Annotated in this window: 16 protein-coding genes and 2 pseudogenes; 8 read left to right on the top strand and 10 right to left on the bottom strand. The window is 60.5% G+C overall.

Features of this window, described 5'->3' with window-relative positions:
* Positions 1 to 40: 40 nt before the first annotated feature.
* The 4 genes and pseudogenes from ACYCZ5_RS00570 to ACYCZ5_RS00585 form a co-directional block, all read right to left on the bottom strand.
* Positions 41 to 565 carry a CZB domain-containing protein gene (locus ACYCZ5_RS00570; protein ID WP_461543347.1) on the bottom strand — a complete coding sequence of 175 codons (525 nt, stop codon included), beginning with the start codon at positions 563 to 565 and terminating at the stop codon, positions 41 to 43.
* Positions 548 to 1,231 (bottom strand): annotated as a pseudogene (locus ACYCZ5_RS00575) (methyl-accepting chemotaxis protein); the annotation flags it as partial. The gene ACYCZ5_RS00570 and the pseudogene ACYCZ5_RS00575, both read right to left, overlap by 18 nt.
* Positions 1,205 to 1,510, bottom strand: a pseudogene (locus tag ACYCZ5_RS00580) (HAMP domain-containing protein); the annotation flags it as partial. The pseudogenes ACYCZ5_RS00575 and ACYCZ5_RS00580, both read right to left, overlap by 27 nt.
* A complete protein-coding gene (locus ACYCZ5_RS00585; RefSeq protein WP_461542821.1) occupies positions 1,485 to 2,003 on the bottom strand; it encodes a PAS domain-containing protein in 519 nt (172 codons plus the stop codon). The gene ACYCZ5_RS00585 and the pseudogene ACYCZ5_RS00580, both read right to left, overlap by 26 nt.
* 190 nt (positions 2,004 to 2,193) lie before the next feature.
* Between ACYCZ5_RS00585 and flhB the strand changes: the two genes are divergently transcribed.
* The 7 genes from flhB to motD all read left to right on the top strand — a co-directional run bounded on the left by flhB (position 2,194) and on the right by motD (position 10,096).
* The gene (flhB, locus tag ACYCZ5_RS00590; RefSeq protein ID WP_461542822.1) at positions 2,194 to 3,366 is read left to right on the top strand and encodes a flagellar biosynthesis protein FlhB; all 1,173 of its coding nucleotides are present in this window, start codon (positions 2,194 to 2,196) and stop codon (positions 3,364 to 3,366) included.
* Positions 3,367 to 3,509: 143 nt separating this feature from the next.
* The gene (gene flhA / locus ACYCZ5_RS00595; RefSeq protein WP_461542823.1) at positions 3,510 to 5,594 is read left to right on the top strand and encodes a flagellar biosynthesis protein FlhA; all 2,085 of its coding nucleotides are present in this window, start codon (positions 3,510 to 3,512) and stop codon (positions 5,592 to 5,594) included.
* Positions 5,591 to 6,883, top strand: coding sequence for a flagellar biosynthesis protein FlhF (gene flhF / locus ACYCZ5_RS00600; RefSeq protein ID WP_461542824.1), 1,293 nt, complete (start codon positions 5,591 to 5,593; stop codon positions 6,881 to 6,883). The genes flhA and flhF overlap by 4 nt, the downstream gene beginning before the upstream one ends.
* The gene (locus ACYCZ5_RS00605; RefSeq protein WP_461542825.1) at positions 6,873 to 7,802 is read left to right on the top strand and encodes a MinD/ParA family ATP-binding protein; all 930 of its coding nucleotides are present in this window, start codon (positions 6,873 to 6,875) and stop codon (positions 7,800 to 7,802) included. The genes flhF and ACYCZ5_RS00605 overlap by 11 nt, the downstream gene beginning before the upstream one ends.
* Before the next feature lie 77 nt (positions 7,803 to 7,879).
* Positions 7,880 to 8,590: an RNA polymerase sigma factor FliA gene (locus ACYCZ5_RS00610; RefSeq protein WP_461543348.1), complete on the top strand. Its 711-nt coding sequence runs from the start codon at positions 7,880 to 7,882 to the stop codon at positions 8,588 to 8,590.
* Positions 8,590 to 9,330, top strand: a complete 741-nt coding sequence (locus ACYCZ5_RS00615; RefSeq protein ID WP_461542826.1) for a flagellar motor protein — start codon at positions 8,590 to 8,592, stop codon at positions 9,328 to 9,330. The genes ACYCZ5_RS00610 and ACYCZ5_RS00615 overlap by 1 nt, the downstream gene beginning before the upstream one ends.
* A gap of 1 nt (position 9,331) precedes the next feature.
* Positions 9,332 to 10,096 carry a flagellar motor protein MotD gene (gene motD / locus ACYCZ5_RS00620; protein ID WP_461542827.1) on the top strand — a complete coding sequence of 255 codons (765 nt, stop codon included), beginning with the start codon at positions 9,332 to 9,334 and terminating at the stop codon, positions 10,094 to 10,096.
* Here motD and lipB read toward each other — a convergent pair.
* Genes lipB through ACYCZ5_RS00640 form a run of 4 tightly spaced genes read right to left on the bottom strand, consistent with a single transcriptional unit; the run spans position 10,079 to position 12,992 of the window.
* Positions 10,079 to 10,726 (bottom strand): lipoyl(octanoyl) transferase LipB, encoded by a 648-nt coding sequence (lipB, locus tag ACYCZ5_RS00625; protein WP_461542828.1) that lies wholly within the window; start codon positions 10,724 to 10,726, stop codon positions 10,079 to 10,081. The genes motD and lipB overlap by 18 nt on opposite strands.
* Positions 10,723 to 10,992, bottom strand: a complete 270-nt coding sequence (locus tag ACYCZ5_RS00630) for an HP0495 family protein (protein ID WP_461542829.1) — start codon at positions 10,990 to 10,992, stop codon at positions 10,723 to 10,725. Before ACYCZ5_RS00630 ends, lipB begins: the two co-directional genes overlap by 4 nt.
* A complete protein-coding gene (locus ACYCZ5_RS00635; protein ID WP_461542830.1) occupies positions 10,989 to 11,843 on the bottom strand; it encodes a D-amino acid aminotransferase in 855 nt (284 codons plus the stop codon). The genes ACYCZ5_RS00630 and ACYCZ5_RS00635 overlap by 4 nt, the downstream gene beginning before the upstream one ends.
* A 9-nt stretch (positions 11,844 to 11,852) precedes the next feature.
* Positions 11,853 to 12,992, bottom strand: a complete 1,140-nt coding sequence (locus tag ACYCZ5_RS00640; RefSeq protein WP_461542831.1) for a D-alanyl-D-alanine carboxypeptidase family protein — start codon at positions 12,990 to 12,992, stop codon at positions 11,853 to 11,855.
* 205 nt (positions 12,993 to 13,197) lie between these two features.
* Between ACYCZ5_RS00640 and ACYCZ5_RS00645 the strand changes: the two genes are divergently transcribed.
* On the top strand, positions 13,198 to 14,001 hold the full coding sequence (locus ACYCZ5_RS00645) for an HDOD domain-containing protein (RefSeq protein ID WP_461543349.1): 804 nt from the start codon (positions 13,198 to 13,200) through the stop codon (positions 13,999 to 14,001).
* Positions 14,002 to 14,013: 12 nt separating this feature from the next.
* On the opposite strand, the gene ACYCZ5_RS00650 is transcribed toward ACYCZ5_RS00645, so the two are convergent.
* Complete coding sequence (locus tag ACYCZ5_RS00650; RefSeq protein ID WP_461542832.1) at positions 14,014 to 14,547, bottom strand: response regulator transcription factor; 534 nt, start codon at positions 14,545 to 14,547, stop codon at positions 14,014 to 14,016.
* Entirely contained in the window at positions 14,544 to 15,914 is a 1,371-nt protein-coding gene (locus tag ACYCZ5_RS00655) for an ATP-binding protein (protein WP_461542833.1), read from the bottom strand. The genes ACYCZ5_RS00650 and ACYCZ5_RS00655 overlap by 4 nt, the downstream gene beginning before the upstream one ends.
* Between the last annotated feature and the right edge of the window lie 58 nt (positions 15,915 to 15,972).

A 15,972-nucleotide genomic window follows, 5' to 3' on the forward strand; every position in this document is an offset into this window, starting at 1 on the left:
GCGGGTGGCGATGCGCGGACGCGTCGCCACCCGTTAACGATCAGCTTCGTTTCGCTACTTGAGGATGTTTGTCGGCGACCATCTGGTCGATGACTGACATAACCTCCAGGCTGGCATCTTCCGCCACCTTCAGTTGTGCCAAGATCTGGTCCTGCAGGGATTCGTCGTGTGCCCAGTTCAGTTCCATCAGCGACAGCATGCGTTGCACGGATCCGTGCACCTTGCTGTGCGGCACATCCAGTTTGCGGAACGACGGCATCTCGCCGAACACCTCTTTACCCGCACCTTCGTACCACTTACCCAAGCGGCAGTTGTGATGATCGACCCCGACCGCGGTCTTGTATTCCTCGTTGTCCCAGTCGTTGACCAGTACATAAGCGCGCTGTTTGTAGATGACGTGGTCGACCTTCACCAGCGACGCGAAACTCAGGTCCTGCGCGTAGCGGGCGCTGGCCAGCGAGGTCACAGCCGATTCGTAGAACTGGCCGAACTTGTGTTCCAGCTTGCCGATGACACTTTGCGAGGAATTGGCGATCTCGTGCATCTCCTGCGAGTCGGTCAGCATCTTGGCCGATTCGCTCTGCAGCATCAGCATGATGCGGCCTATGGATTCCGAAGCGTTCTTGGTGTTCTCGGCCAGCTTGCGCACCTCGTCTGCCACCACGGCGAAGCCGCGTCCGGCTTCGCCCGCACGGGCCGCCTCGATGGCGGCATTGAGTGCGAGCAGGTTGGTTTGGTCGGCGATGGAAGTGATCAGGCCGACCGCCTTGGTGATCTCGCTGCTGCGCGCATTGAGGTTGGTGATCGCCTCGTTGGCATGGTTCACCCGCGCCACGATGCCCGACAGGCGCTGCACCACATCCTTCACCGATGCGCGGCTTTCCTCGGCATCCTCTCGCGTGCGGCGAGAGATACGCGCCAACTCTTCCATGTTGTCGGTGATGGTCTTCAGATCGCTCTGGTTGGAGACCAGGTTCTTCAGCAGGTTGTCGGTGTTCAGATGGTGGGCGCGCGACAACATATGGGTGCGCATGGCACTGCGTTTCTGTTCGGCCATACCCTCCAGCAGGATGTTCTGGTTGATCAGCCCTTTCTTGAAACCGCCATGCACGCCGCCGCTCATCGCCTGGCGTTCAAAGTTGCCTGCCAGATTGGCGCGGAAGCTGGTCTCCTGTTCGCGGAAGAAGGTGGCCAGCTGGTCCAGCATGTCGTTGACGTCCCAGCACAGCATGCTGATCTCGTCGCTGGAGTGGCCGATGCCCGTCACGCGGGAATTGAACTTGCCTGCTGCGACAGCATGCACCACATCTTCGACCTTTTTCAGCGGCAACAGCCAGCGACGGGTCAGCATTTGTCCTGCCGCCGAGACGGCGATGCCGACGACCAGAAAGGTGATCATGAACGCATCGAAACCGTGACGCGCGAAGCTGGTCAGGATGATGACCAGCGTGCCGAAAGAGAACGCCCATAGCAGGGCGGAGAATCTAGATTGCAAGGACCAGTTCGTCATAGCTCATTCCTTTATCGTTCAGGATATCCACCAGGATCTTGGTGGATGCCGCGATGGCATTGGCCGGACCGGCCTTGCGCTCCGCTTCCAGCATGGCCGCATACAGCGGCATCACCGCGTCGATGCCGCTACGCTTGGGTTTGCGGCGCACCGAGAAATAACCGTTGATGTTGCCGGAAGAGTCGAAGGTCGGTGTCACGTTGGTGAACACCCAGTAGAAAGCGCCGTCCTTGGACATGTTCTTCACATAGGCGAAGCACTCTTCCTTCTTCTGGATCTTGTCCCACAGCAACTGGAACACAGCGCGCGGCATATCCGGATGGCGGATGATGTTGTGCTGGGTACCCAGCAGTTCTTCTTCGCTATAGCCGGAGAATTCGATGAAGATGCGGTTGCCGTAGGTGATGCGCCCTTTGGTGTCGGTCATGGAGACGATGAAGTCGTCGTCCCGCATCACTTTCTCGACCGTGGTCGGTGTGATATTCCTTTTCATACTTCCCCCTGATGCATATGTCTGATGATTCTTATCGGCCACCTCTGTAGTTGCTTGAGGTGCCTGCCGCAATGATGCCATCTTATGTCGGTCCGGTGCATTGGAATCTATGCAATAGGGCTGAAAAACCCCTTCATTTCGCGCCCTTGCCACGCGCGAACCCGTCCTATGATCGCCGCACCGATAAAGGATGGACGACATGGCCGGTCAGGACAGCGATCTCGAAAAGACAGAATTACCCTCGCAACGCAAACTTGACAAGGCGCGCGAGGACGGTCAGGTTGCGCGCTCGCGCGAGCTGTCCACTTTCATGGGCCTTGTGGCCGGTGGTGCCGGGCTGTGGATGATGGGTGAGGTGCTGGGCCAGGGGATGCTGCGGCTTCTGCATAACGGGCTGACCCTGGATCGGGCGCTTGCTTTCAACATCGAGCTGATGGTGCCAAGGCTGCATGATCTGTTCATGGACATCCTGCTCACCTTCGTGCCATTCCTCGTGATGCTGGTGCTGGTGGCGCTACTCTCGCCGCTGCTGATGAGTGGCTGGCTGTTTTCGCCCAAGGCTTTACAGCCGAAATTCGGCAAACTCAATCCTTTCAGCGGTATCAAGCGCATGTTCTCCGCGCATAGCCTGATCGAGCTGGTCAAGGCGCTGGGCAAGGCGATCCTGGTCGGCGGCATCGGAGCCTGGGTGGTGTGGGCCAATCGCGACGAAGTGATGCAACTGGTGAGCGAGCCGGTCGTGCGCGCCATCCCGCATCTTAACAACATGATCTGGTGGAGCTATGCCGCCATCATGGCGGGCATGGTATTGATCGTGATCCTCGACGTGCCGTTCCAGCTTTACGAACACACCAAGAAGCTGAAGATGACCAAGGAAGAGGTCCGCCAGGAAGGTAAGGAGACCGAGGGGAATCCGCAGGTCAAGGGACGCATCCGCAGCATGCAGCGCGAGATTGCACGCCGCCGCATGATGTCCGAGATCCCGACCGCCGACGTGGTGGTGACCAACCCGACCCACTATTCGGTCGCACTCAAATACAGCGAGGACAAGATGCGCGCGCCTATCGTGGTAGCCAAGGGTTCACACCTGTTGGCGGCCAAGATCAAAGAGATCGCCAAGGAACACAACGTGCCTATCCTCGAAGCACCACCGCTGGCGCGTGCTTTGCATAAACACAGCGAGTTAGGTGCGCCTATTCCAGAAGCGCTTTACACGGCCGTCGCGGAAGTGCTGGCCTATGTCTACCAGCTGCGTCGCTACAAGAAGCAGGGCGGGGTCAAGCCGGTGAAGCCGGGCGAGTTGCCCGTGCCCAAGGAACTCGACCCGCTGACCAAAGAGCTGGCCGAAGCGGCTGCTGATTGATGCAGTGCCCAGGCACTGCGATTAATAGCCGCACAATTCCCCTTCTATTCCCACCTTTGATTTGACGCACCCTCCAGATAATACGTACGAGCCATGAGCCCCCTTTGGGGCGCGGCGAAACGGATAGCAGAACGGGGCGCGACATGAACGACATCATCAATACACTCAAGGGATCACTTACCAGTACCGGCGTGCGCGGTTTGGCCGGGCCGTTGCTGATCGTGATGATCTTGTCGATGATGGTGTTGCCGTTGCCGCCGCTGCTGCTGGACATGCTGTTCACCTTCAACATCGCGCTGGCCATCATGGTGCTGCTGGTGGCGATGAACACCACTAAGCCGCTGGACTTCGCGGTGTTCCCTGCGGTGCTGCTGATCTCCACCCTGCTGCGTCTGTCGCTCAACGTCGCTTCCACGCGCGTGGTGCTGCTGGAAGGACACACCGGCCCGGCTGCGGCCGGCAAGGTGATCGAATCGTTTGGCCACTTCCTGGTCGGCGGCAACTACGCCGTCGGTCTGGTGGTGTTCATCATCCTGGTCATCATCAACTTCGTGGTCATCACCAAGGGTGCGGGTCGTATCGCCGAGGTCGGCGCGCGCTTCACTCTGGATGCCATGCCCGGCAAGCAGATGGCCATCGATGCCGACCTGAACGCGGGTCTGATCGGCGAGGATGCGGCACGCAAGCGCCGCGCCGAGATATCGCAGGAAGCCGAGTTCTACGGTGCCATGGACGGTGCTTCAAAATTCGTGCGCGGTGATGCCGTGGCCGGCATCATGATCATGCTGATCAACGTGGTCGGCGGTCTGGTGGTCGGCATGTTGCAGCATGATCTCGATCTGGCGACTGCCGCCAAGTACTACACCCTGCTCACCATCGGCGACGGTCTGGTGGCGCAGATCCCGGCGCTGGTGATCTCCACTGCTGCCGGTATGGTGGTGAGCCGCGTTGCTTCCGAAGACAACATCGGCCAGCAACTGAGCAAGCAGCTGATCTCCAATCCCCATGTCATCGTGCTGACTGCCGCCATCATCGGCCTGATGGGCATGATCCCCGGCATGCCGCATTTCGCCTTCCTGATGCTGGCCGGCGCAATGGGCTGGTTCGCCTATTTCCTGATGCAGAAGGGCAAGCAGGCGCAGGTGCAGGAGCAGGAAGTGCATGCCCAGGAAGTGGTGATCCCCGAAGCGGCCGAAGCCAGTTGGGAAGACGTGTCCCAGGTGGATGTGCTGGGTCTGGAAGTGGGTTACCGCTTGATCGCGCTGGTGGACAAGGCGCAGGACGGCGACCTGCTGCGCCGCATCAAGGGTATCCGCAAGAAATTCACGCAGGACATGGGCTTCCTGCCGCCACCCGTGCATATCCGTGACAACCTCGATCTGTCGCCGAACAGTTATCGCATCACGCTCAAGGGGGCCGAGATCGGCAGTGGCGAAGCCTATGCGCAACAACTGCTGGCAATCAATCCAGGTAACGTGAGCGGCCAGTTACCCGGTACGCCGACCAAAGACCCGGCCTTCGGACTGCCCGCTATCTGGATCGAACAGAACCTGCGCGACCAAGCGCAGGCCATGGGTTATACCGTGGTCGATGCCGGTACCGTGGTGGCGACCCATATGAGTCACCTGATCCAGACCTACGCCGCCGAGCTGCTCGGCCGTCAGGAGCTGCAACAATTGCTGGACCATCTGGGCAAGCTTGCGCCCAAGCTGACCGAAGACCTGATCCCCAACCTGCTGCCGTTCACCACCGTGCAGAAGGTGCTGCAGAACCTCCTCGACGAAGGCATGCATATCCGCGATATGCGCACCATCCTTGAGACACTGGCCGAGCATGCCCCGAGAACGCAGGACGCAACCGTACTCACCTCATTGGTGCGGGTCGGATTGGGGGCCGCCATCGTGCAGCAATACTATCCGTCGTCGCAGGAGCTGCAGGTCATTGGTATGGACAAGGAGCTGGAATACGTGCTCGGTCAGGCCTTGCAGGCGGGCGGTTCCGCCATCGAGCCGGGACTGGCCAATACCCTGCTCAATGAAGCACGCGCCGCCGCCGCCGCCCAGGAGCGGCTGGGTCTGCCCACCGTATTGCTGGTGCCCGGCGGCCTGCGCGATCTGTTGGCACGCTTCCTGAAACGCGCCGTACCGCAACTCAAAGTCATTTCCCAAGAAGAAGTACCCGGTTTCAAAACGATCCGGGTGACAGCCATGGTAGGAGGTAGAGCATGAACGCAAGAAAATTCATCGCAGGTAGCTCACGCGAGGCCCTGAAACTGGTACGCATCGAACTGGGCGAGGACGCCGTCATCTTGTCCAATCGCAAAGTAGCCGAAGGTGTCGAGATCGTTGCCATCCTGGGTAGTGAACTGTCACATCTGAACGAGACGCGCGTGGTCGAATCCCGCGCCTCCTCCAAGCCGCGCCTCGACAAACGCATCGAACAGCGCCCCGCTCTTTCCGATCGTGCACAGAACCAGGCCGCCACACTGGGCGCGAAAGTGCTCGCGGCGGAAACGCAGCGTGTTGTGACACAGACACCGTCTCCCGCTGTCGCTGAAGTGGCGCAAGAGCCCGCCGAGCAACAGCGCCTGTTGAGCGAACTCAAGTCCATGCACAAACAGATGCAGGAGCAGATGGCCACACTGGCCTGGGGCAACATCCAGCAGCAGGACCCGAAACGTTCCGGCCTGATGCGTGACATGGTCAATGTCGGTTTCAGTCCGGCCTTGTCGCGCCGCTTGCTGGACAAGATGCCGGCCAACGCCGATCTGGATTGGGTCAAGCGCATCCTCGCGCACAACCTGCGCGTGGCCGGTGTACAGGACGATGTGGTGACGCGCGGCGGTGTGTTTGCATTGGTCGGCCCCACCGGCGTGGGCAAGACCACCACCACCGCCAAGCTGGCCGCACGTGCGGTGGTGCGTTACGGCGCGGACAAGGTGGCACTGGTCACCACCGACAGTTACCGTGTCGGTGCCTATGAACAACTGCGCATCTACGCCAAGATCCTCGGTGTGAGCGTACATGCCGTGCGCGATGCCAACGATCTGAAACTCACCCTGTCCGGTCTCAAACACAAGCATCTGGTACTGATCGACACCATGGGTGTGGGCCAGCGCGACAGCCGCGTGGCCGAGCAGAATCGCATGTTCGACGAAGCCGGCATCGGCCGTTTGCTGCTCCTGAACGCTACCAGTGCAGGCGGCACGCTGGATGATGTGGTGAAGATGTACGGCGGACCGGGTGTGATCGGTTGCATCCCGACCAAATTGGACGAAGCGGTCACGCTGGGCACGGTGCTCGATGTGGTGGCGCGCCACAAACTGGCCATGCATTACATCGCCAGCGGCCAGCGCGTGCCGGAAGACCTGCATGAGGTGAAGCTGGACTATCTGCTGCACCGCACCTTCAAGGACGTCGGCAAGGCATCCAACTTTGCACTGCCGGAAATGGATTTCCCGGCCTTCATGGCCGGGCTGACCAGCGGTGTCGCCGCAGGGAGGGAGTATGCGCACTGATAGCCAGACCTTCGGCTTCGGCGATCAGGCCGCCGGACTGCGCAAACTGCTGGCACGCGGCAATGCCCAGGTGATCACCGTGCTGGGCGCGCGCGACGGATTGGGCGCGACCAGTATCGTCACCAATCTGGCGGCGGTGTTCGCCCATGCCGGCAAAGACGTGCTGGTGTTGGACGAGAACCTGTCGCACGACAATGTGGCCAACACGCTGGCGCTGCGTCCGCGTTACGACCTGCTGCATGCGGCACGCGGCGACAAGACTTGGCAGGATGTGCTGCTGCAGGGCATGGCCGGTCCCGGCGTGTTGCCGGTGGCGCGCGCGATGCAGGCACTGCCCAAGATGGAGGAGGCCGAGCGCGAACGTCTGCTGGAATCGTTGCTGGGGGCGGCAGTGGGGCGAGATGTGGTGCTGGTGGATGCGGCCCGCGATGGCAATTCGGTGTGCGCCAGCCTGTCCGGCGACGAACCCTTGCTGCTGGTATTGAACGCGACCGCCAGCGGCATCACCGAAAGCTATGCCTTATTGAAGAAGATGGCGGTGCACAACGGCCGTCAGGCCTTTGATATCGTGGTCAACCGTGTCGGCAGCGAACGCGAGGCACTGGCAGTGTTCGACAACATGGAAAAGGTCGCGCGTCATCATTTGCAGGTAAGCCTTTCGTATCTGGGCTATATTCCAGTTGATGAAAAGTTGAAACGTGCGACACAATTGTGCCGTCCGGTAGTGGATGCGTTCCCCTCGGCAGCATCGTCGATGGCGATGCGCGAGATCGCACAAGGACTGCTGCGCGCACCTGGCGTCAGTGAACATGTGCAGGACCGTCTGAGCAGCGTCATGCAAAGACTGATGCGCATGTCGCAGCCGCGCAGTGCGCAGGCGATGCGTTCGCACACAGGCGGCATGGCAGCGCTGACATGAGCCCCGTTGCCGTCGCTGAGGCGCCGGTAACGCGCCAGGCACAGTCCACTGCCGGCAAGATCGGAAGAATAAAGAAAATGTACACGCCCAATGGACTGAACGATAAGAACCAATGCCTGCAGGAACATGCGGCATTGGTGAAGCGTATCGCTCACCATATGATGCTGAAACTGCCTGGCAGTGTGGATGTGGACGACCTGATACAGGCCGGCATGATCGGTCTGCTGGACGCAGCCAGCCGCTATGACGAATTGCGCGGCGCACAGTTCGAGACCTATGCGGCGCAACGTATACGCGGTGCGATGCTAGACGAACTGCGCGGGGCGGACTGGTTGCCGCGCAGCATGCGCCGCGACACGCGCCGCATCGAGAACGCCATCAGCAAGCTGCAGCAGAAGTTGGGACGCGCGCCGACCGAGACCGAGATCGCCAAAGAAATGTCGGTCAGCCTGACCGAATACCAGCAGTTGTTGCAGGAAGCGCGCGGCGCGCAGCTGGTCTACTACGAAGACTTCCACAACGAAGACGATGAGGGTTTCTTCGACCGGCATGATTACAGCACCGAGGCCAACCCGCTGGAGCTGTTGCAGGACGACCGTTTCCGCACGGCACTGGTGCAGGCCATCGAACGCCTGCCGGAACGCGAGAGATTATTGATGGGCATGCACTATGAGCAGGAGATGAATCTGCGCGAGATCGGCGAAGTGATGGGTGTCTCGGAATCGCGCGTGTGCCAATTGCATAGCCAGGCCGTGGCACGCTTGCGTACCACTTTACGGGGACATTGATGGACATACTCAGCCTGTTTGGACTGGTCATTGCCGTCGCCGGTATCCTGGGCGGCCAGTTCCTCGAAGGCGGTTCGGTCGATGTGCTGCTGCAGGCGGCAGCCTTCCTCATCGTGTTCGGCGGCACGCTGGGCGCGGTGATGGTGCAGCATCCGATGAATGTGTTCATCAGTGGCGTGAAGATGGCCAAGTGGGTGTTCGTCACGCCCAGGAGCGAAGCACAGCAACTGGTCTACCGTCTGACTGCCTGGGGCAATGTGGCACGCAAAGACGGCATCCTTGCCCTCGAAGGGCAGATCAAAACCATCAACGATCCCTTCGTACAGAAGGGTTTGCAGTTGCTGGTGGACGGGCACAGCGCGGAGAAGGTGCGCGAAGTGCTGGAGATCGACCTGAACAGTTACGAGACATTGCACTGGCAGAGCGCGCGCGTGTGGGAGGCCGCCGCCGGATATTCGCCCACCATCGGTATCCTGGGGGCGGTACTGGGTCTGGTGCACGTGATGCAGAATCTGGGCGAACCCGCCAAACTGGGCGCCGGTATCGCGGTCGCTTTCATCGCCACCATCTATGGTGTGGGTTTCGCCAATCTGGTGTTCCTGCCTATCTCAGGCAAACTCAAGATTCTCATCCAGCGTGAGGTGAACAAGCGCGAGATGGTGATCGACGGGCTGTGCATGATCGCCAACGCGGAGAATCCGCACTACATCGAGAACAAGCTCAGGGGTTACCTGCACTGATATGGCACGCCGGGCTAAAAGACAAGGGCCGGACAATCATGATCGCTGGATGGTCTCCTATGCCGACTTCATCACCCTGCTGTTCGCGTTCTTCGTGGTGATGTACGGCATCTCTTCGGTCAATGAAGGCAAATACAAAGTGTTCAGCGGTTCCATGACCCAAGCCTTTGGTAAACAGGCGGGAACAGGGGATGCCGGCACCGGTCTGAGCGAAGAGGAGATGTACTTCAAGGCGCTGATCGAACGCCGCAACGCGCGTCTGGCCGAAAAATACATCAAACAGCAGGAACGCATGAAACGCCTGAGCGCGGCGCTCAACAGCAAACTGGCGAGCTTCGTCAACAAGGGGGCGATGAGCGTCACCCAGACCGATCGAGGCGTCACGCTGGACATCAACGCCAGCATGCTGTTCCAGCAGGGCGATGCGACGCTGCAAGCTGAAGCAGTAACGACGCTGACGGATGTCGCAAAGATACTGGCGGAAGAGGCGATGCCGGTGGAGGTGGAAGGCTATACCGACAACCTGCCTATCGCAACAGCACAGTTCCCGTCCAACTGGGAACTGTCATCTGCCCGTGCCAGCAGCGTGGTGCGACTGTTCATCGAGCAGGGGCTGACCGCAGATCATCTCAAGGCCATCGGCCATGCGGACAATGATCCCGTGGCATCTAACGATACGATCGAAGGCAGAGCCCGCAACCGCCGTGTGACGGTCACCGTGCTGGCACCGCCGCCCGAGGCGGCGATCTCAACCGGCGCTAACTGAGCCCTTTGCCAGCAGATGCTGCTGCAAACCATGCACCAGGTTCTGCGTCAGTTCCGCCTGTAACTCCTCGAATTCCGGTGCGATACCCAGTTCTAGACATTGCGTCACACGCAGTCCCTGATAACCGCAGGGATTGATGTTGTCGAACGGTGTCAGGTCCATGTCCACATTGAATGACAGCCCGTGGTAGCAGCAACCATTCTTGATCTTCAAGCCCAGCGCGGCGATCTTGGCGTCATGCACATACACGCCGGGCGCATCGGTCCGTCCTTCCGCTTGTACGCCGTGTTCCGCCAGCAGGTCGACCACGGCCTGTTCCATCAGACGCACCAGATCGCGCACGTTGATTTTCCAGCTGCGCAGATCGAGCAGCAGATAGATCACGATCTGGCCAGGGCCGTGGTAGGTGATCTGCCCGCCACGGTCGATCTTCACGACCGGGATGGAAGTCGGATTCAGCAGATGCTCGGGCTTGCCTGCCTGGCCTTGCGTGTAGGTCGGCGGGTGTTGCACCAGCCAGATCTCATCCACGGTATCGGCTGTGCGCTCGGCAGTGAACTTTTGCATGGCGCGCCAGGTGGGTTCGTAGTCGACCAGCCCCAGCGCGCGGATGTGGATGGGCGGTGTCATAACACCATCTTCACCATCGGGTGGCTGCTGAGTGCGCGGTAGATGTCGTCGAGCTGCTCGCGCGAGGTGACATGCACCGTGCAGGTCAGGCTGAGATATTTCGCCCCGCTGCTGGCGCGCATCGCAATGTCGGCGGCATTGAAGTCCGGCGCGTGCTGCTGCACGGCTTCGGCCATCGCTTGCGCGAAACCCTGCTGTGCGACGCCGAACACCTTGATGGGGAAGTCGCAGGGAAAGTCGATCAGGGAGTCTTTTTGTTCGTTCATTTGCGCATGATCTCTTTTTTGAATGTCTGGTAGAGCGGATATAGCTGCGCGAACATCGCGCCGGGTTTGCCGTTGCCGATGGCTAGGCCGTCCAGCGAGGTGATGGGCATCACTTCGCGAGTGGAGGAGGTGAGCAGCAGTTCGTCCGCGCTGAACAGTTCTTCTTTCATGATCTTGCGTATCACGGCCTTGATGCTGTGGGCGGCTGCCAGTTCGAGGATCACGTCGTAGGTGATGCCGGGCAGCATCAGATGATCTTTCGGGGGGGCGAGCAGTACGCCGTCCTTCACCATGAAGATGTTGCTGGCCGAGCCTTCGGTCATGAAGCTGTCATCGCGGATCAGGATCGCTTCGCCGCAGCCTGCATCGACAGATGCCTGACGCATCAACACATTGGGCAGCAGCGAGATGGACTTGATGTCGCAACGAAGCCAGCGGTTGTCCTGCACCGTGATGCAGGCGACGCCGCTGGCGATCGCTTCAGCCGGGGGATGCGTCAGCGGGCTGCTCATCACGAATACGGTGGGTGGCACCGGCGGATTGGGGAATGGGTGATCGCGCTTGGCGACGCCGCGCGTGATGTGCAGGTAGAGGTAATGGTCGTCCAGCGAGAGTTGCGCGATCAACACAGCTAGGATCGCTTCCCATTCTTCCGCGCTGTGCGGGTTGGGTAGGCGGATGCCGTCCAGACTGTGTTGCAGACGCTGCAGGTGGTCGCGCATGCGGAACGCATTGCGCGCATAGACCGGGATGACTTCATACACGCCATCGCCGAACAGGAAACCTCGGTCCAGCACCGGCACTTTGGCTTCTTCGATGGGCATGAACGCCCCGTTCAGATAGACATCCATCGTCGCCTCCTATTGGAACAACAATCGTATCGCATCCACCCCGCGCGAGAACACATTGGCCAGCGGTACGGTTTGCAAAGCCACCACGGGCAGGTCGAGGAAAGGCTGGCCGTTCAGCGTCAGGTGCAAGGTGCCGACCTGCTGCCCAGCATTCACCGGTGCGACCAGCGGCTGCATCGTTTCCAATTGTGCGCTCAACTGTTCGCGTTGTCCGGCGGGGATGGTGACATAGCGATCTTCGCGGAAACCGATGTCGAGCTGGTCCTGCGTGCCTTTCCAGACCGGCATGCTGCGCACTGCCTGCTGTTTTTGATACAGCTGCAGCGACTCATACTGGCGGAAGCCGTGGTTGAGCAGACGCTGTGTCTCGGAGGTGCGCAATATCTCCTTGTCGGCGCCGATCACCACGGCGATCAGGCGGCGCGGTGCGCGCAGGGCAGATGCTGCCAGCGAGTAGCCGAGCGCTTCGCTGTATGCGGTCTGCATGCCGTCCACATGCGGATCCAGCCACAGCAAACGGTTTCGGTTGAACTGGTTGATGCCGTTGTAGCTATACTCGCGCAAGGCATACAAACTGTAGAACTGGGGAAAGTCGCGCACCAGTGCCGCCGCGATCAGCGCCAGATCATGCGCACTGCTGTAATGCTGTGCATCGGCCTCGCCGGTCGCGTTGGTGAAATGCGTGTCGCGCAGCCCCAGCCGCTGGGCTTCGCTGTTCATGCGGTCGGCGAAGGCGATCTCGTGGTGGGCGACTCCTTCGGCCAGTACACGTGCGGCATCGTTGGCCGATTGCACGATCAGTCCGCGTAGCAACACCTCGACTGTCACCTCCTTGTCCGCCTCCAGGAACATGCGCGTTTCCTCGTTCTGCAAGCGCAGCGCATAGGGCGTAGGGGCGAGGCGCTGGCTGGCTGACAAGTCACCGCGTTGGATCGCGCCGAACACCACATAGGCGGTCATCAGCTTGGTCAGGGAGCCGGGAGCGATATGTTCATGCGCCGCTTCGGACACCAGCATCTGGCCGCTGCTGGTGTCATACAACGCGTAGTGTTTCGCCGCCAGCGTGGGGGCGGGCGGGAAGGCATGGGCGGAAGTGAGCATGCCGGACAACAGGCAAAGCAGAAAGAAAGGGAATCGCATATCGGTCATGACAGAGTGAGGCGCGGATTATACAGTGCCATGGCAGCCCCTATGCCTGCCGGTCCTGCCGACATGCTTGAGTTGCACGCTTTCTGCACGTATCCTCCTCACCACTATGACAGTCGATAACTCCCATAATCTGGATTTCACTCAGGAAGTGAGTGGATCTGTTGATCTGCGACAAGGTATCCGCCATCTGGATTCACTCCCGGCTATGCCGGTCATTGCGCAAAAACTCATGTCTCTGGATCTGAATAGCGATGAAGGGGAACAGCAGATGATGCTGCTGATCTCGCAGGACCCGCTCATTTCGGCCAAGATCATCGGCCTGTCGAACTCGCCGCTACTCGGTCTTTCACACAAGGCCAGCTCGGTCAAGGAAGCCGCCATGCTGCTCGGACTCAACCGGGTCAAATCGGTGGCCACCGGCATCGCCGTGATGTCTCTGGTGAGCAAATCCATCGGACGTTTCGATCCGCAGGAACTTTGGCTGCACAACCTGAGTGTCGCGTTCGCCATGTTGCCGGTGGTGCGCGCCATGCCGTTCAAGTCGCGCCCGCAGGACGATCTCATCTTCCTTGCCGGCATGTTGCACGACATCGGCTTTCTGGCGCTGGCGCATCTGGATGTGCAGCGCAGCGATGACTTACATACGCGTATCGCCATCGAGCCGGATCGCCCTTCCATCGAGATCGAACGGGAATTGCTGGCGGCGACGCATGACGAACTGGGTGCAGAGCTGGCCAAATATTGGAATCTGCCGGAAGAGCTGGTTGCGGTGATCCGTTATCACCACAGCCCTGATGCGCCCGAGGCAGCAGCAGGACTGCCGCTGGCACGCATCATCCATGTCACCGAAAAACTGATCCCCCCCATGGGGCTGCGCGAATTCGTCGGCAATCAAGTTACCGACGAAGAATGGGCGGCTTTGGGTATCGACCCTGATAAGGCCGACGAGGTCGCTGCGCAAGCTGCTGAGCAGGCTGAACAGGCGATACAGTTCGTCAGCTCACTCTGAGCTGCGCACCGTTCAATCCACCACGTGCCGTTTCGCCAGCTTGCGCTGTAAGGTGCGGCGGTGCATGTTGAGCAGGCGGGCCGTGGCGGAGATGTTGCCGTGCTGTTCCAGTAGTACGCGGTTGATGTGTTCCCATTCCAGGCGGTCGACGGTGGCGGGTTGCGCATCCACCGCTTTGTCCGGATCTGCGCTGTGGCCGAAGGCGGCCACGATCTCGTCGGCATTGGCAGGCTTGGAAAGATATTGCGTGGCCCCCAGTTTGATCGCTTCCACTGCGGTGGCGATGCTGGCGTAGCCGGTGAGCATGACGATGCGCGTGTTGGGGTCGAGTTCGTGCAGGCGCTGCACCAGCACCAAGCCTGAAGCGCCGTTCATCTTGAGGTCGATCACCGCAAACTCCGGCGGATTTTCTTCCGCCAGCGGCAAGGCATTTTCCACACTGTTCGCGTCGCTCACGGTATAGCCGCGTTTTTCCAGCGCGCGTCTCAACACACCTCTGAAAGTGTCATCATCGTCCACCAGCAGCAGGGTTGGCAGGTCGCTCATGTGTTCACCTTGGCACGGGGCAGGATCACTTCGGTGGTCGCGCCGCCGCCTTCGCGGTTGGACAGTTGCACGCTGCCGCCCAGCCTTTCCAGCGTGGCATTGGCGAGGAACAGACCGAGTCCGCGACCTTCCGCCTTGGTGGTGAAGAACGCGGCACCGGCGCGTTCCGCCGCTTCCGGTGTGAGGCCGGGGCCGTGGTCGCGTATCTCCAGCACGGTGCGCTCATCGTTCCAGTGCAGCAGGATGTCCATCTCGTCCGGCGAGGCATCGGCGGCGTTGTTGAGCAGGTTCAGCAAAGCGGCGCGCAATGCGGGGTCGGCACTCATGCGCGGGGCGGGTTGCGCGCCATCGACCTGGTGGCGGTAATGCACGGTGGGACGCAGCAACTGCCATTCGTCCAGCACATCGTGCAGGAAAGTCTCCACATCTACCTCGTCCGGTGTCTCCTGCGCGTGACGGATCAGCGTGTCGAGGATGCGTTTGCAGTTTTTCACCTGATCATCGAGCAGGTTCAGATTCTCTTTCTGTTCGGGAATCTCGCATTCATCGCGCATCTCGCCGATCACCACTGCCATGGTGGACAGCGGCGTGCCGAGCTCGTGTGCGGCACCGGCGGCCAGCGTGCCGAGCGCCACGATGCGTTCGTTGCGCAACGTGTCTTCGCGCACACGGTTGAGCTGGGCGTCGCGCAATCGCACCGCCGCCGCCATCTCTACCGCGAAATAGGCGATCACCGCCGCGCTGATGAGAAAGCCCAGCCACATGCCGATCACGTGGGTGTTGAAGGCATCGCCTAGCGGCGAGGTGTCGGAGGCAGCAGCGGCGACGGGTTCTGACTCGGTGCGGCAGAAATCGGGGTCGTCATGGCCGGCATGCTGATCCGGGGCGATCTGTGTCATCGCTGGGGTGTGTTGCGCATGGGCATCGCCTGTCGGCAGTGGCACATACCACACCATCAGCAGGCTGTAGCAGGCCAGCGTCAAGGTCGCCATGCCCCAGGTATAGCGGCGCGGCAGGATGGCGGCGGCCAGCACCAGCGGCAACAGGTAGAGCGAGATGAAGGGATTGGTAGAGCCGCCCGCGTAATAGAGCAACACGCTGAGTATGGTCACGTCCAGCGTCAGTTGCACGAACAGTTCCAGATGGCTGACCGGGTAGTCGCGCGACAGCCGCCACCAGGTCAGAGCGTTCGCCAGCGTCAGCACGCCGACCGTGGAGAGCATCGGCAGCCAGGCGAGATCTGTGCTGAGGAAGCGGTGTACCAAGATCAGCGTGGCCAGCTGCGCGAGGATGGCCCAGTTGCGCAACATGAACAGGCGGCGCAGATGAGAGTGTCCGGTCTGGGAGGCGAGCAGGGAAGAATGCATGGCGCGGATTCTACCGGATGCCCGTGTTTACAGGCGTGCGACAAAATGACGCAGGGGC

This window comes from Sideroxydans sp. (genome assembly GCF_054604835.1).

What these genes read in the sequence shown, in the direction of transcription:
- ACYCZ5_RS00570 (WP_461543347.1), bottom strand. Translation starts at nt 565, where the DNA reads ATGCTGACCGACTCGCAGGAGATGCACGAGATCGCCAATTCCTCGCAA.
- ACYCZ5_RS00585 (WP_461542821.1), bottom strand. Translation starts at nt 2,003, where the DNA reads ATGAAAAGGAATATCACACCGACCACGGTCGAGAAAGTGATGCGGGAC.
- flhB (WP_461542822.1), top strand. Translation starts at nt 2,194, where the DNA reads ATGGACGACATGGCCGGTCAGGACAGCGATCTCGAAAAGACAGAATTA.
- flhA (WP_461542823.1), top strand. Translation starts at nt 3,510, where the DNA reads ATGAACGACATCATCAATACACTCAAGGGATCACTTACCAGTACCGGC.
- flhF (WP_461542824.1), top strand. Translation starts at nt 5,591, where the DNA reads ATGAACGCAAGAAAATTCATCGCAGGTAGCTCACGCGAGGCCCTGAAA.
- ACYCZ5_RS00605 (WP_461542825.1), top strand. Translation starts at nt 6,873, where the DNA reads ATGCGCACTGATAGCCAGACCTTCGGCTTCGGCGATCAGGCCGCCGGA.
- ACYCZ5_RS00610 (WP_461543348.1), top strand. Translation starts at nt 7,880, where the DNA reads ATGTACACGCCCAATGGACTGAACGATAAGAACCAATGCCTGCAGGAA.
- ACYCZ5_RS00615 (WP_461542826.1), top strand. Translation starts at nt 8,590, where the DNA reads ATGGACATACTCAGCCTGTTTGGACTGGTCATTGCCGTCGCCGGTATC.
- motD (WP_461542827.1), top strand. Translation starts at nt 9,332, where the DNA reads ATGGCACGCCGGGCTAAAAGACAAGGGCCGGACAATCATGATCGCTGG.
- lipB (WP_461542828.1), bottom strand. Translation starts at nt 10,726, where the DNA reads ATGACACCGCCCATCCACATCCGCGCGCTGGGGCTGGTCGACTACGAA.
- ACYCZ5_RS00630 (WP_461542829.1), bottom strand. Translation starts at nt 10,992, where the DNA reads ATGAACGAACAAAAAGACTCCCTGATCGACTTTCCCTGCGACTTCCCC.
- ACYCZ5_RS00635 (WP_461542830.1), bottom strand. Translation starts at nt 11,843, where the DNA reads ATGGATGTCTATCTGAACGGGGCGTTCATGCCCATCGAAGAAGCCAAA.
- ACYCZ5_RS00640 (WP_461542831.1), bottom strand. Translation starts at nt 12,992, where the DNA reads ATGACCGATATGCGATTCCCTTTCTTTCTGCTTTGCCTGTTGTCCGGC.
- ACYCZ5_RS00645 (WP_461543349.1), top strand. Translation starts at nt 13,198, where the DNA reads ATGCCGGTCATTGCGCAAAAACTCATGTCTCTGGATCTGAATAGCGAT.
- ACYCZ5_RS00650 (WP_461542832.1), bottom strand. Translation starts at nt 14,547, where the DNA reads ATGAGCGACCTGCCAACCCTGCTGCTGGTGGACGATGATGACACTTTC.
- ACYCZ5_RS00655 (WP_461542833.1), bottom strand. Translation starts at nt 15,914, where the DNA reads ATGCATTCTTCCCTGCTCGCCTCCCAGACCGGACACTCTCATCTGCGC.